The organism is Methylocystis iwaonis (assembly GCF_027925385.1).
In the GTDB taxonomy this organism is placed as follows: Bacteria; Pseudomonadota; Alphaproteobacteria; order Rhizobiales; family Beijerinckiaceae; genus Methylocystis; species Methylocystis iwaonis.
In genome coordinates, this window is sequence record NZ_AP027142.1 from 2,924,212 (window position 1) to 2,938,259 (window position 14,048).

13 protein-coding genes are annotated in these 14,048 nt (G+C 65.3%); 9 read left to right on the plus strand and 4 right to left on the minus strand.

The genetic code is table 11. The features are described 5' to 3' along the window. Positions 1-11: 11 nt before the first annotated feature. Together glmS and glmU are read right to left on the minus strand one after the other, a co-directional pair. Positions 12-1,841 (minus strand): glutamine--fructose-6-phosphate transaminase (isomerizing), encoded by a 1,830-nt coding sequence (gene glmS, locus QMG84_RS14100; RefSeq protein ID WP_281928656.1) that lies wholly within the window; start codon positions 1,839-1,841, stop codon positions 12-14. A 150-nt stretch (positions 1,842-1,991) separates the two neighbouring features. Then, on the minus strand, positions 1,992-3,359 hold the full coding sequence (gene glmU, locus QMG84_RS14105) for a bifunctional UDP-N-acetylglucosamine diphosphorylase/glucosamine-1-phosphate N-acetyltransferase GlmU (RefSeq protein ID WP_281928658.1): 1,368 nt from the start codon (positions 3,357-3,359) through the stop codon (positions 1,992-1,994). A gap of 227 nt (positions 3,360-3,586) precedes the next feature. Between glmU and QMG84_RS14110 the strand changes: the two genes are divergently transcribed. From QMG84_RS14110 to fae, 8 genes are all read left to right on the plus strand, one after another. Then, positions 3,587-5,116, plus strand: a complete 1,530-nt coding sequence (locus tag QMG84_RS14110; RefSeq protein ID WP_281928659.1) for an OpgD/OpgG family glucan biosynthesis protein — start codon at positions 3,587-3,589, stop codon at positions 5,114-5,116. Next, complete coding sequence (gene mdoH, locus QMG84_RS14115; protein WP_281928660.1) at positions 5,104-7,305, plus strand: glucans biosynthesis glucosyltransferase MdoH; 2,202 nt, start codon at positions 5,104-5,106, stop codon at positions 7,303-7,305. The genes QMG84_RS14110 and mdoH overlap by 13 nt, the downstream gene beginning before the upstream one ends. 5 nt (positions 7,306-7,310) lie before the next feature. Continuing rightward, entirely contained in the window at positions 7,311-7,619 is a 309-nt protein-coding gene (locus QMG84_RS14120; protein ID WP_281928662.1) for an AbrB/MazE/SpoVT family DNA-binding domain-containing protein, read from the plus strand. Beyond that, complete coding sequence (locus QMG84_RS14125; protein WP_281928663.1) at positions 7,616-8,017, plus strand: type II toxin-antitoxin system VapC family toxin; 402 nt, start codon at positions 7,616-7,618, stop codon at positions 8,015-8,017. The genes QMG84_RS14120 and QMG84_RS14125 overlap by 4 nt, the downstream gene beginning before the upstream one ends. Beyond that, positions 8,014-8,355 (plus strand): DUF952 domain-containing protein, encoded by a 342-nt coding sequence (locus tag QMG84_RS14130; protein ID WP_281928665.1) that lies wholly within the window; start codon positions 8,014-8,016, stop codon positions 8,353-8,355. Before QMG84_RS14125 ends, QMG84_RS14130 begins: the two co-directional genes overlap by 4 nt. Next, entirely contained in the window at positions 8,352-9,431 is a 1,080-nt protein-coding gene (locus tag QMG84_RS14135; protein WP_281928667.1) for a quinone-dependent dihydroorotate dehydrogenase, read from the plus strand. Before QMG84_RS14130 ends, QMG84_RS14135 begins: the two co-directional genes overlap by 4 nt. A 108-nt stretch (positions 9,432-9,539) precedes the next feature. Next, positions 9,540-9,935, plus strand: coding sequence for a hypothetical protein (locus QMG84_RS14140; protein ID WP_202072373.1), 396 nt, complete (start codon positions 9,540-9,542; stop codon positions 9,933-9,935). 89 nt (positions 9,936-10,024) lie between these two features. Continuing rightward, positions 10,025-10,567, plus strand: coding sequence for a formaldehyde-activating enzyme (gene fae / locus QMG84_RS14145; RefSeq protein ID WP_281928668.1), 543 nt, complete (start codon positions 10,025-10,027; stop codon positions 10,565-10,567). 269 nt (positions 10,568-10,836) lie between these two features. Here fae and dinB read toward each other — a convergent pair whose 3' ends face one another. Continuing rightward, positions 10,837-11,958 (minus strand): DNA polymerase IV, encoded by a 1,122-nt coding sequence (gene dinB / locus QMG84_RS14150; RefSeq protein ID WP_281928670.1) that lies wholly within the window; start codon positions 11,956-11,958, stop codon positions 10,837-10,839. Positions 11,959-12,036: 78 nt separating this feature from the next. Between dinB and QMG84_RS14155 the strand changes: the two genes are divergently transcribed. Beyond that, positions 12,037-13,128, plus strand: a complete 1,092-nt coding sequence (locus tag QMG84_RS14155; RefSeq protein WP_281928672.1) for an AI-2E family transporter — start codon at positions 12,037-12,039, stop codon at positions 13,126-13,128. 109 nt (positions 13,129-13,237) lie between these two features. On the opposite strand, the gene QMG84_RS21435 is transcribed toward QMG84_RS14155, so the two are convergent. After that, a complete protein-coding gene (locus tag QMG84_RS21435) occupies positions 13,238-13,816 on the minus strand; it encodes a hypothetical protein (protein ID WP_350356495.1) in 579 nt (192 codons plus the stop codon). Between the last annotated feature and the right edge of the window lie 232 nt (positions 13,817-14,048).

Here is a 14,048-nt window from a genome sequence, read left to right on the forward strand (position 1 = left end):
CAAGGCGGCCCTTACTCCACCGTGACGCTCTTTGCGAGATTCCTCGGCTGATCCACGTCTTTGCCCATGAAAGTTGCAACGTGGTAGGCGAGAAGCTGCGCCGGCACGGCGTAGACGATCGCCGCGAAGGGCCCCGAGACCGTCTCCGGCATCTCGATATAGCCGGCCAGTTCCGCCGCCGCCTCCTGCCGGGCGCGCGGCGAGCCGATCAGGATCAGATGCCCGCCGCGCGCGGCGACTTCCTGCAGGTTCGACACCGTCTTTTCGAGGCTCGCGTCCGGCGGCGCCAGCGCGATCACCGGCATGGCGTAGTCGATGAGCGCGATGGGGCCGTGCTTCAGCTCGCCCGCCGCATAACCCTCGGCATGGATATAAGACAGCTCCTTGAGCTTGAGCGCGCCCTCCATCGCCAGCGGAAAGGACGGGCCGCGCCCGAGATAGAGCACGCTTGACGCCCGCGCCACATCGCGCGCCACCGGCTCGACCGCCGCCTCGCGGGACAGCGCCTCGGCCATCTGGCCCGGCGCGGCGATAAGCTCCGAGACCAGCTCCCGTTCGCGTTCCTTCGTCAGCACGCCCCGCGCGCGCCCGAGCGCCAAGGCGAGACAGGCGAAAACCGCAAGCTGGCAGGTGAACGCCTTGGTCGAGGCGACGCCAATCTCCGGCCCGGCGAGCGTCTTGGCCACCGTGTCGCTCTCGCGGGCGATGGTCGAGGTCTCGACATTGACGATCGAGAGAATGTGCTGGCCATGCGCCTTGGCGTAGCGCAAGGCCGCGAGCGTGTCGGCCGTCTCGCCCGACTGTGAGACGACGATCATGAGCCCGTTCTCGGCCAAAGGCGGGTCGCGGTAGCGGAACTCCGAGGCGATGTCGATCTCGACCGGCAGCCGGGCGAAACGCTCCAGCCAATAGCGCGCGACGAGCCCGGCATAATAGGCGGTGCCGCAGGCGGAAATCGTCACCCGCGTCAGCTTGCTGGGATCGAAGTTCAGCTCGAAGGGCAGGCGCGTGACGCCCTCGGCAAGGTCGAGGTAATGCGACAGCGTGCGGCCGACGACCTCTGGCTGCTCGTGAATCTCCTTGGCCATGTAATGGCGGTAATTGCCCTTATCGACCAGGAACGAGCCCTGTTGCAAAGGCAGGCGACGCCGCTCGACAGGCGCGTCTTGCGCGTCGAAGAATTGCGCACCCGCGCGGCGCAGCACGACCCAGTCGCCTTCGTCGAGATAAGCGATCGACGTGGCGAAGGGCGCGAGCGCCAGCGCGTCGGAGCCGAGATAAGCGCCCTCCTCGCTCCAGCCGACGGCGAGCGGCGAGCCACGCCGCGCGCCGATGAGCAGGTCAGGCTCATTGTTGAAGAGAAAAGCAAGCGCAAAGGCGCCCTTGAGCCTTTTCAGAGCCGCGGCGACCGCCGCCTGCGGCGCGGCGCCGGCCTGCATCTCGTCGGCGACAAGATGGGCGACGACCTCCGAGTCGGTCTGCGAGGTGAAGGCATGGCCCTTGGCGATCAGCTCCTCACGCAGCTCGCGGAAGTTCTCGATGATGCCGTTGTGAACCACGGCGACGCGGGCGTTGGCATGGGGATGGGCGTTGTCCTCATTGGGCTTGCCATGCGTCGCCCAGCGCGTGTGGCCGATGCCCACGCTCCCGCGCATGGGGCTCGCGGCGAGCTTTTCTTCGAGATTCTTCAGCTTGCCGGAGGCGCGAAGGCGCGTCAGGCGGCCCTCTTCGAGGGTGGCGATCCCGGCCGAATCATAGCCGCGATATTCGAGCCGCTTCAGCGCCTCGACGAGCTGTCCGGCAACCGGGCCTTTTCCGAGAATTCCGACGATTCCGCACATGGGGCTGCCTCCGAAAAAGGATCATAGCAAAAGCGCTGCAGCACGCTTGGGTTTGATTCAAGGTTAAGGGAACCATTGAGAGGACCGTTAGCTCCCCTTAGGACGTAACCCGTGCGGATCAGCGCCCTCCCAAGGCGCTCTAAACAACAGTCACGACTTCTTGGCCGCAGCCTTCCTCTCCGCCTGTATCGCCCGGAAAGACGCCGCCCAGCCGGCTTTCTCCATCTGCCGGCCCCGCGCCACGACGAGCGCGTCGCCGCGCACATCCTTGGTGACGACCGAGCCCGAGCCCACATAGGCCCCCGCCCCGATCTTCACCGGCGCGACCAGCGCAGAATTGGAGCCGATGAAGGCGTTCTCGCCGATCTCCGTGCGATATTTGAAGAAGCCGTCGTAATTGCAGGTGATCGTGCCCGCGCCGATATTGGCGTTGGCGCCGATGTCGGCGTCGCCGATGTAGGTCAGGTGATTGACCTTTGCGCCCTTGGCGACATTGGCGTTCTTGATCTCGACGAAATTGCCGACCTTCGCCGCTTCCGCAAGCGCCGCGCCCGGCCGCAGCCGAGCGAAAGGCCCGATCGTCGCGCCCTGCCCGACGCTTGCGCCTTCGAGATGCGAAAAGGCGTGGATCACGGCTTTGTCGGCGATCGAGACGCCGGGGCCGATGACGACATGGGGCTCGATCGTCACGTCTCTGCCCAAAACCGTGTCGGCCGACAGGAAAACCGTCTCGGGCGCGATCATGGTGACGCCCGCGGCCATCGCGGCGCGGCGGAGGCGGTTCTGCGCTACGGCCTCTGCCTGGGCGAGCTGAATGCGGTCGTTGACGCCGAGCACCTCTGTCTCGTCAGCGACGACAACGCGCGCCTCGCGCCCGCACGCGCGGGCGATTTCGACGATGTCCGTCAGATAAAATTCGCCCTTGGCGTTGCTATTGCCGATCTGGCCGAGCCAATCGGCGGCCGCCGCCCCATCGATCGCCATCAGCCCGGCGTTGCAGAGCCGGATGGCGCGCTCCGCCGCGCTCGCATCCTTCTCTTCGCGGATGGCGACGAGGCGCCCGGCCTCGTCCTGCAGCAGCCGCCCATATCCGAAGGGGTCAGCCGCCGAAAAACCCAGCGCCGCGACGCCGGCGCCGGCCGCCAGCGCTTCCCGCAGCGCGCGGATCGTCGCGCCGGTCACGAGCGGCGTGTCGGCGAAAAGAACGAGGAGGTCGTCGCATCCGGCGGCGATCGCCGCGCGCGCCGCGAGAACCGCGTGCGCCGTGCCCAGGCGCTCCGCCTGGACGAAGGTCTGGGCATGCGGGGCGCGCTTCAGCGCTTCGGCCGTAACGTCCTCCCTGCCCGGCCCGACCACGACGGCGATCGTCTCGACGCCGGCCTCGGCGACGGCGGCGAGCACATGGGCCAGCATCGAGCGGCCGGCGACCTGATGCAGAACCTTCGGCGTATCCGACTTCATACGCGTCCCCTCGCCGGCGGCGAGGACGATCGCGAGCGCTTTGCGGGAGCTCGACATGAGGCGCCTTTAGTTATGTGCAGCGCGGCGAGGCCGCGTAATTTCGGCCCGTTTGTTGCAGATTCGAAGCGCCGAGGGCAAGGGTGCAAGCGGGGGAGAGGCAAATGAGGGGCAGCTCGCGAGAGGCGCGCTTGCGCCGCAAGAATTCCTTTTTGTTCCCAGAAATTCTTCTATAGAGGAGCGACGCGCCATCCCGACCGACGTCCGACCTCGCTCCCGGTTGCTCAATGTTTGAACGTAGAGATGTTCTCAAAGCGGCTTTCGGCGCCCTTGCGTCGGGCATTTCGCCTTCTATCCTCCATGCCGAGCCGACGCCCCCGGCGCCGCCGGCGACCTTCTCGCGAGATGTGATCGTCGAGCTCGCGCGCACGCTGGCCTCCCGCCCTTACGCCGCGCCGCCCGCCGATTTGCGCGAGCCTTTCGCAAGCCTCACCTATGAGCAATTCGTCGGCATCAAGACCAAGCCTGGGTCTGCCCTTTGGGCTGGAGAAAACAAGGGCTTTTCGATCGAGCCGCTGCATCGCGGCAATATTTTTACCGCGGCCGTCGACCTCTTCGTTATCGACAATGGCGCGGCGGTCAAAATCGCCTATGACCAGAGCCGCTTCGACTATGGCGGCCTGAAAGTCCCCGAAAAGCTGCCGGACATCGGCTATTCCGGCTTTCGCGTGCTACGCGCGCCGCCCGGCGGCCAGGAAGCCGAGCTCGCAATCTTCCAGGGCGCGAGCTTCTACCGCGCGGTCGCCGCCGGCCAGAATCTCGGGGTGACGGCGCGCGGCCTCTCCATCCGCACAGCCGACCCGCGCGGCGAGGAATTCCCGGCCTTCCGCAGCTTCTGGATCGAGAAGCCCGTTCTCGGGGCCAATGCGCTCGTCATCCATGCGCTCCTCGATTCGCCGAGCGTCGCCGGCGTTTATCACTTCACCTTGCGCCCGGGCGAAGCGACGATCATCGACACCGAGCTGACGCTCTTCCCGCGCACCAATGTCGATCATTATGGGGTCGCGGGCTTTGCCGCCGCCTCGCTCTACGCGCCGCTCAATCCCCGCCGCCGCAACGACGATCTGCGGCCGATGGTGACCGCGATCAATGGCCTGCAGATGCTGACCGGCTCCGGCGAGTGGCTCTGGCGGCCGGTCGCCAATCGCGAGGAGCTGCAATTTTCGTCTTTCGTCGACGTCAATCCCAAGGGCTTCGGCGCTCTGCTGCGCGATCGGGACATCTCCAGCTATCAGGATGACGACCAGCATTGGGAGCGCCGCCCCTCCCTGTGGATCGAGCCGCTCGGCGAGTGGGGCGACGGCGCCATGCAGCTCGTCGAAATCCCGTCCGAGTCCGAAAACAACGAAAACATCGTCGCTTACTGGCGCCCGAAGGCGCCCCTGGTCGGCGGCGCGCAGGCCAATTTCGCCTATCGCCAGTTCTGGTGCTGGGAGCCGCCGAGCCGTCCGCCGCTGGCGGTCGCCGTTCAGTCCCGCTCGGGTAAAGTCCCAAGCGCCAAGCTGCGCCGTTTTGTTGTCGTTTTTTCTGGCGAGGTTCTGGGCGACCCGCAAAAAACGGCGCGTCTTTCGGCGGCTTTGACCACTTCGCCCGGATCAGCGACGAACGTGCGCACGTTTCTCAATCCGCAGGCGAAAACCTGCCGTGTCGTGTTCGACGTCGATCCCGCCGGCGAAAACTATTGTGAAATTCGTCTCGTCCTGCGCGCGGACGAGCAGCCGATCAGCGAAACGTGGCTCTACAGATGGACACCCTGACGCTTACGCCCGTCGACTCCGCCCAGCCGGCGCCGGCGTTCAAAGACCCGGCCGCCGCGCCGCCGACGCCGATCGAAAACCGGCTCGCTATGCCGGCGCAAAATCTCTTCAAGTTCGAGCAGCGGCAGCGGCGCAAACTTTACGCGCCGTCGCTGTGGCGCACGCCCTGGCTCGCGCGCCTGGTGACCTTCGGCGGCGGTCTCGCGCTCACGGTCTATGGCGGCTGGCAGATGTACAAGGTCATCGACGTCGGCGGCGTCACGACCTTGAAATGGGCGCTGCTCGCGCTCTTCATCCTCAACTTCTCCTGGATCGCGCTGAGCTTCGCGAGCTGCGTCGTCGGCTTTGTGGCGCTGCTCTCGCGCCGCGCGTCGGCCGGCCTGCCGGAGACGCTGCGCGAGAAGACCGCCGTCGTCATGCCGATCTACAATGAGGCGCCGAGCCGCGTCTTTGCGGCGCTGCAGACGATTTATGAGGATGTGCAGGCGACGGGACTGGGCGAGAGCTTCGACTGGTTCTTCCTCTCCGACACGACCAATCCCGACATCTGGATCGCCGAGGAGCGCGCCTTCATCGCCATCCGCCGCCGGCTCGGGCCGGGCGCCCGCATCTTCTATCGCCGACGCGAGAAGAACACCGGCCGCAAGGCCGGCAATATCGAGGATTTCGTCTCGCGCTGGGGCGGCGCCTACGCGCATATGGTCGTGCTCGACGCCGACAGCCTGATGACCGGCCCGACGATCGTGAAGCTCGCCGCCGCCATGGAGGCGGATCCGGACTCAGGGATTATCCAGACGCTGCCGCTCATCATCAACCGCAACACGCTGTTCGCCCGCGTGCAGCAATTCGCGGCGCGCATCTATGGCCCGGTGATCGCGACGGGTCTTGCCTGCTGGATGGGCCGCGACGGCAATTACTGGGGCCACAACGCGATCATCCGCACGGAGGCTTTCGCGAGCCATTGCGGCCTGCCCGACCTGCGCGGCCGTCCGCCGTGGGGCGGGCACATCATGAGCCACGATTTCGTCGAGGCGGCGCTGATCCGCCGAGCCGGCTACGCCGTCTATATGCTGCCGAGGCTCGGCGGCTCCTATGAGGAAAGCCCGCCCTCGCTGATCGACCTCTCGATCCGCGACAGGCGCTGGTGCCAGGGCAATCTGCAGCACTCCCGCGTGCTGTTCGGACGGGGCATGAGCTGGGCGTCGCGCCAGCACTTCCTGACCGGCATTTTCGGCTATCTCACCTCGCCGCTGTGGCTTCTGCAGCTTCTCGTCGGCATCGTGATCGTGTTCCAGGCGAGCTATTTCAAGCCGGAATATTTCACCAGCGAGTTCGCGCTCTTCCCGACCTTCCCGCGCTTCGACGCGGAGCGCTCGCTCGAGCTCTTCGCGCTCACCATGGGCATTCTGCTCGCGCCGAAATTCTTCGGCCTGCTCGTCGCGATCTACGAGCCGGAGACGAGAAGGGGCTCGGGCGGCGTGATCATGCTGCTGATTTCGACCCTTTTCGAAATCGTGCTGTCGGCGCTGTTGGCCCCGATCATGATGCTGATCCAGACGGGCCATGTCGTGCATATCGTCTTCGGCTTCGACACGGGTTGGGACCCGCAGCGTCGCGACGACGGCTCCGTGCCGCTGATCGATATCGTGCGCCGCCACCGTTCGCATATGGCGATGGGCGCGCTCTCTCTTGTCGCGGGCCTCCTGATCTCGCCCTCGCTCGTCGCCTGGATGTCGCCGACCATCGCCGGCCTCATCCTCGCCATTCCGATCTCCTGGCTCACGAGCCAGCGCTGGCTCGGCCTCGTCTTCCGCCGCGCCGGCGTGCTGGTGACGCCAGAGGAAACGACGACGCCGCCGATCGCCAAGCGCGGCAAGGCGCTTTCCAAGGCGCTGGCGCGCGGCGAGGAGGACGAGGTGAACGCCATCGTCGCGATCCACTCCGACCCGGAGCTGCGCGCGCTGCACGAAGCCTGGCTGCCGACCCGCAAGCCGCGCCAGCGCGGCGCCATCACCGCCGATCGCGCCGTGGCCGAAGCCAAGATCGCCGACGCCGAAACGATCGAGGACGCCGTGGCGTGGCTCAATCGCGGCGAGCGTGTCGTGGCGCTCTCCGATCGCGCGCTGATCGGCATGATCGCGAGATTGCCGCGCAGAGCCGATCTGCAAGAGGCTCAGGCGGCGGAGTAAAGCAATTGAAAGTAAGGCGCCGGCGCCTTACTTTCACGCCCATGAAGAGCACGCTGAAGATCACGTCGAAGGGCCAGGTTACGCTTCGCAAGAAGATGATGGACGAACTCGGCGTGCAGCCGGGCGACAAGATCACCGTCGAAGTCGTCGAGCCAGGGCGCGCCGAGTTGAAACCAGCGAAGCTGGAGGGAGCCCTCGATAAATTCATCGGTTGCCTGCACGAACCCCGGATGCGCGCGCTGTCGATCGACGAGATGAACACTCTCATCGCGAAGGGTTGGGCTGGCGAACTGGACGAGCCGGACGACGCGTGAAGATAACGCCGGACACGAACGTCCTCGTCCGCATCGCAGTGGGCGACGATCCCCGGCAGCAAGCCGCTGCGGTCGCCATTCTGAAAGACGCCCAATTGATCGCTGTAACCCTTCCAACCCCGTGCGAGTTCGGCTGGGTATTGAGCCGGGGCTATAAGCGATCGAGGGCAGATATCGCCGAGGCCATTCGCACACTCATTGACATCCCGATCGTGGTCACAGATCGATCCGCAGTGGAAGCCGGCCTCGCCATGCTCGAGTCGGGTGGCGATTTCGCGGATGGCGTCATTGCTTTCGACGGAAGGCGCAAAGGCGGCGACGTATTTGTCAGCTTCGATCGCAAAGCTGTTAAAACAATCGAAAAAGCGAGAGGCGAAGCGCGCCTTTTGAAATCATGACAATCATCTACAAAATCATCTCCGCTACCGAATGGCGCGCGGCCGAGGCCGAAGGCCTCTTCCATGGCGCGCCCATCGACCTCGCCGACGGCTACATCCATTTTTCCGCCGCCGAACAGGTCGAGGAGACCGCCGCGAAACATTTCGCCGGGAAAGCCGACCTGCTGCTCGTTTCCATCGACGCCGATAGGCTGGGCGACGCCTTGAAATGGGAAGTCTCCCGCGGCGGCGCGCTGTTTCCGCATCTCTATGCGCCGCTGTCGCTCGACGCCGTGACGCGTGTGGCGCCGCTGCCGCTCGGCGCCGATGGGCGCCATGACTTCAGGGGACTGCTGTGATCGACGTCTTCGGCCTCGCCCTCCCCTTTCTGCGCCTGCTCGACGCCGAAGACGCGCATCGCGCCACCATCGCGGCGCTGAAGCTGCTGCCCGCGCGCCGACCGCCCGAGAACGACCCGCGCCTCGCCGTTTCCGCCTTCGGCCTCGATTTTCCCAACCCGGTTGGCCTTGCCGCCGGCTTCGACAAAAACGCCGAGGTCGCCGACGCCATGCTCAGTTTCGGCTTCGGCTTTGTGGAGGTCGGCACGCTCACGCCGCGCGCGCAGCCGGGCAATGCGCGCCCGCGCGCCTTTCGGCTGATGGAAGATCGCGGCGTCATCAACCGCTACGGCTTCAACAACGAAGGCCACGCGCCGGCGCTGGCGCGCCTCTCCGCCCGCCATTGCGAGGAGCGCCGCGACGACGGGATTGTCGGGGTGAATATCGGCGCCAATAAAGACGCCGCCGATCGCGTCGCCGATTACGTCGAAGGCGCCAAGACCTTCGCGGATGTCGCCAGCTACTTCACCATCAACATCAGCTCGCCCAACACGCCGGGCCTGCGCGATTTGCAGGAGCCGGAAGCGCTTTCCGATCTTCTCGCACGCGTGATCGAGGCCCGCGACGCCGCGCCCGTGCGGCGGCCGCTGCTCCTGAAGATCGCGCCGGACCTCTCTCTCGCGCAGCTCGACGGCGTCGTGCGGGTAGCGCGTGCGCGGCGGATCGACGGGATGATCGTCTCCAATACAACGATCTCCCGGCCCCCCACGCTGCGCTCGTCGCTCGCTAAGGAAACCGGCGGCCTCTCCGGCGCGCCATTGTTCGATCTTTCGACCTCGATGCTCGCACAAACCTATCTGCGCGTCGAAGGGCAATTCCCGCTGATCGGCGTTGGCGGGATCGACAGCGCCGACGCCGCGTGGAAGAAAATTGAAGCCGGCGCGACCCTCGTGCAGCTCTATTCGGCGCTGGTCTATGAAGGCCCCGGCCTCGTCGAGCGTATCAAAAGAGGCCTCATCCTGCGGCTCGAACAGGAAAATATTTCCCTCGCCGCGCTCGTCGGGCGCAAGGCCGAGGCGTTTGCAGCGCGCGGTTGAAGCCCAAGCCGCAGGCACGGGTCCGGCGCTTTTGCGCCGCCGTGGAAAATGCATACTTAGGCGGAGCCGTGCCCACACGGCGCAAACCTAAGCGAAGGCTTCCTGAATATGCGATCAATCCTGCGGACGCTCGGTCTTCTCGCCTGCCTCTCCGCGCCGCTCGGCGCGGCAGCGCAAGATTATGGCGATTACGGCGGCGGCCGTCCGCTGACGGGAACCTGGCTCCAAACCTATTCCACCGCCGGCCAATGCCCCACCTGCTCGATCGCCATCCGCCGCGATGGCGACGGCTATCTGGTCTCGAGCAGCAACGGCTGGTCGGCTAGAGTGATCGGCGGGCCGCATGGCGCGGTTGGCGGCGGCTCCTGGAATACGCAAGGCGCATGGGGCGGCCCTCTGCAGGTGCGTCTCAGAGCGCGCGGCGACGAGCTGGAATTGTCGATGACGGCCGAGTGGTCGGGAGCCTCGCTGACCTCGACCTACATCGCCGCCGACGCGCGTTGACGCGGCGCGGCCCATAGACTGGCGCGCCACTTTCGCAGGCCGCGCGCGAATGCTATTCCCCGCGCCATACCGTAACCAAAGGACATGAGATGAGCGACGAAATCTGGCTTGCGACCGGCGAAGCGACGGTTCTCGCGGCGGACGGGCAATACACCGACGCCATGCCGGAAGTCTTGATCGGCAGCGTCAAGGGTCCGGTGGGCCAGGCTTTCGCCTCGATGACCGGCCAGGTCGCCGGCCATCCCCGCATGTTTGTCATCCGCGATCTGAACCAGCAGGTTCGCCCGGCGACCATGATGACCACCAAGATGACGGTGAAGTCGGAAGATTACGTCGAGCTGCTCGGCGGCGTGTTGCAGGCGGCGACCGCCGACGCCATCGTCGATTGCGTGGCGGAAGGGATTATCCCCAAGGATAAAACCAATGAGCTGTGCATGATCATCATGGTCTGGCTCGACCCGCGCTGCGCCAAGGACGAGAACCTCGACAAGAGAGACCTCTACCGCACCAATTACGAGGCGACGAAGCTCGCAATCTCCCGCGCGCTGAAGGGCGAGCCGACGATCGACGAGCTGATCGCCAATCGCAAGACGATCTCGCATTATGCGCTCGAAGGCGTCTTCGAGGAGTAACACCGTCTCCGTTTGACCAGCTCGCGTAGACAAGTTCCAGCGTCATGGCCGCGCTTGTCGCGGCCATCCACGCCGCGCCGACGCGGAAAGCTGAGAACATGAGCGCAACGACGCCGCTTCTTCTTCCCCCGTGTCGCAATGTCCCGGCGTGGATGCCCGCGACAAGCGCGGGCATGACGCGGTTGCGCAGGGTTTGTTGACCTGGATTCTGGGATTGATCGCTCGCTTGCGCGAGCGTCGGGAATGACACCGTGGATCGACCGGCGCGTTCAAATTTCCAGTTTCAACTGCCCATCACCCTTCGTCTCCTCAGCGCTCAGCGACGACAGGCTCACGCCGAGCAGCCTGATCCCCTTTTCCAGGGGAAAGACCGGCCCCAGCAGCGAAAAGGCAAGGGCTTCGAACTCCTGAAGAGACGCAATCGGGCTCGCATGGGTGCGCGCGCGGGTGATTTGGCGGAAGTCCGCGTATTTCACTTTGAGCGTGAGCGTGCGTGCGCGAACCGGGCCGTTTTCGATCGCGCGCCAGACCTTGGCGACAATCGGCGCGAGCGCCGCGCAAGCGGCCTCATAGGTGAAAATATCTTCCGCAAATGTATTCTCCGCGCCGATCGACTTGCGGATGCGATTGGCGCGCACCGGCCGCTCGTCCACGCCCCGCGCGATCCAATAGTAATAGGCGCCGGCCTTGCCGAAATGCCTTTGCAGAAAGTCGAGCGTCTGCGCCTTGAGATCGCCGCCCGTCTCTATGCCTAAGCGATTCATTCTCTCTTTCGTCGCCGGCCCCACGCCGTGAAAGCGGCCGACCTCGAGCGTCTCGACAAAGCTCGGCCCCATCTTCGGCGTGATGACGAATAGCCCGTCGGGCTTGCGATAGTCCGAGGCGATCTTCGCAAGGAATTTGTTGTAGGAGACGCCCGCCGAGGCCGTCAGGCGTGTCGCCGCTTTTATCTTGGCGCGGATTTCCTCTGCAATCTGCGTCGCCGAAGCGATTCCTTTCAGATTGTCGGTCACGTCGAGATAGGCTTCGTCGAGCGAGAGCGGCTCGATGATCGGCGTATACTCAGAGAAGATCGCGCGGATTTGCAGCGAGACCTGCCGATAGACGTCGAAATGCGGCTTCACGAAAATCAGCTCGGGGCATTTGCGCCGCGCGGTGACGGAAGCCATGGCCGAACGCACGCCGAATTTGCGCGCCTCATAGCTTGCCGCCGCCACCACGCCGCGTTCCCTTGCGCCGCCGACCGCCACCGGCCTGCCCCGCAGCTCCGGATTGTCGCGCTGCTCGACGGAGGCGAAGAAGGCGTCCATGTCGATATGGATGATCTTGCGCGGCCGGGCGGCGTCGCCCGTCTCCTCGATCTTCCCGCTATCCGCCTCGCGCCTGGTCATGGCGGAAATTATACCGACTGCCGGTCTATTGGCGCGCAAAGAAACTCGGCGATAATCTCGCCCACGGAGAATTGCCGCATGGACCAGCCCGCGAGACCGCAAGACAGCGCCGCCCCTCTCGAAACCTTGTCCTGGCGCCAAGGCGTTGCGTCCCTTGCCGCCAGCGCGATCCTGCTGGGGCTGGGCGTCTATATCCTCTCGGGCTATCTCCACGCTTTGCTTTGGGCCCTGGTTCTCGCCGTCGCCGTCTGGCCGCTTTACGGCCGCTTCAAACGCCGTTTCGGCCCTTCGGCCTCGAAAGAGCTTGCGCCCGCCTTGTTCGCATTGCTTGTCGGGCTCGTCATATTGGCGCCGATCGCCGGGCTCGCGGTCGACGCAGCCGCAGAGGTCCGCCAGCTTCTCGACTACGCCCGCGCCGCCGAGGAAACCGGCCTGCCGGTCCCCGACGCGCTCGCGCGCCTGCCGGGCGTCGGGGCCTGGGCGTCGCAATGGTGGGCGGAGCATCTCTCGCATGCGGGCTGGGCGAAGGAGCTTGCCCAGCAGCTCAATACGTCCTCGGCGCGGGAGATCGGCGCGTCGCTCTCCGCCAATATCGCCCATCGCTCCATTCTGTTTGCGATTTCGCTGCTGACTTTGTTTTTCCTGTTCCGCAGCGGCGAGAGCCTTGTTTCCCAATGCCGCATCGCCTCGACGAAACTCTTCGGCGCGCGCGGCGAGTTGCTGGCGGCGCAGATGATCGCCTCCGTGCATGGCACGCTGATCGGGCTCGTGCTCGTCGCCTTGGGCGAAGGCGTCCTCATGGGCGCGGCCTATATGCTCACCCATACGCCGCATCCGATTCTGCTGGGCGTGTTGACGGCTTTCGCGGCCATGATCCCCTTCGCGGCGGCCTTCGCCATCGGCCTCGCGGCGCTGCTGGCGGCGGCGACCGCCGGCATGGCGCCGGCGCTCATCATCGCCGCCTGGGGAGTCGTCGTCGTCTTCGCCGCCGACCATTTCGTCCGGCCCAATCTCATCGGCAGCGCCATCAAGCTGCCCTTCATCTGGGTCCTGCTCGGCATTTTAGGCGGCGCGGAGAGTTTTCAGCTACTCGGGCTTTTCATCGGCCCCGCCGTCATGGCGGCGCTGATGGCGCTTTGGCGCGAGCTTTCTGGCCCTGAGGGCGTCTAAAGCGTTTCATGTGGGGCCCCGTTGTCATTCCCGACGCTCGCGCAGCGAGCGATCGGGAATGACAAGCGCTAGAGAGTGACGGACAGGCGCGCGCCTGTCGCCCACCCAGCTAGCCGCACGCCAGTGTCGCTCTAAATGAGGTAGCGCAGCGCGCAAATTTTTCAGCATGAAAACCGATGAGGCGTCGATGCGTCGAAGATTGCTCGGTACAATCTCCCTGGCCGTTTTGGCGTCTTTCCCGGCGCTTGGCGCGCGCGCCGCGCAAAGCGAGAACAAGCCTGCCTGCCCCGGCGGCGACCCCGGCATAACGCTGCCCTCGGGTTTCTGCGCCACGATCTTCGCCGATAAGATCGGCCACGCCCGCCACATCGCCGTCGCCGACAACGGCGTCGTTTACGTCAATACATGGAGCGGGCGCTATTACGGGAAGCGGGGAAAGACGCATGAGGGCGGCTTCCTCGTTGCGCTTCAGGATAAGAACGGCGACGGCGCAGCGGATGTTATCGAGCGCTTCGGCGAGACGCCTGAGAGCGGCGGCTCGGGCGGCACCGGCGTCGGCTTCTATGACGGCGCCGTTTATGCGGAAGAACGCGACAGCATTGTCCGTTACGCGCTGTCGACCGGCGAGATCGCGCCGAAAGCCAAGCCCGAAATAGTGATCTCCGGCCTGCCGGTTACCGGCGACCATCCGATGCATCCTTTCGTCATCGACGCGGGCGGCAATCTCTATCTCAGTTCAGCCTCGGCGACCGATTCCTGCCAAGCCGAAAACCGCATGCCGGAGTCGCCGGGCCTCTCGCCCTGCAAGGAGCTCGAGACGCCAAGAAGCGCGACCAGAAATTTTCGCCCACTGAGCGCTTCGCGACGGGCATCCGCAACGCCGAGGGCCTTACTGTTGCAGGGGATCGCATCTACGCGAC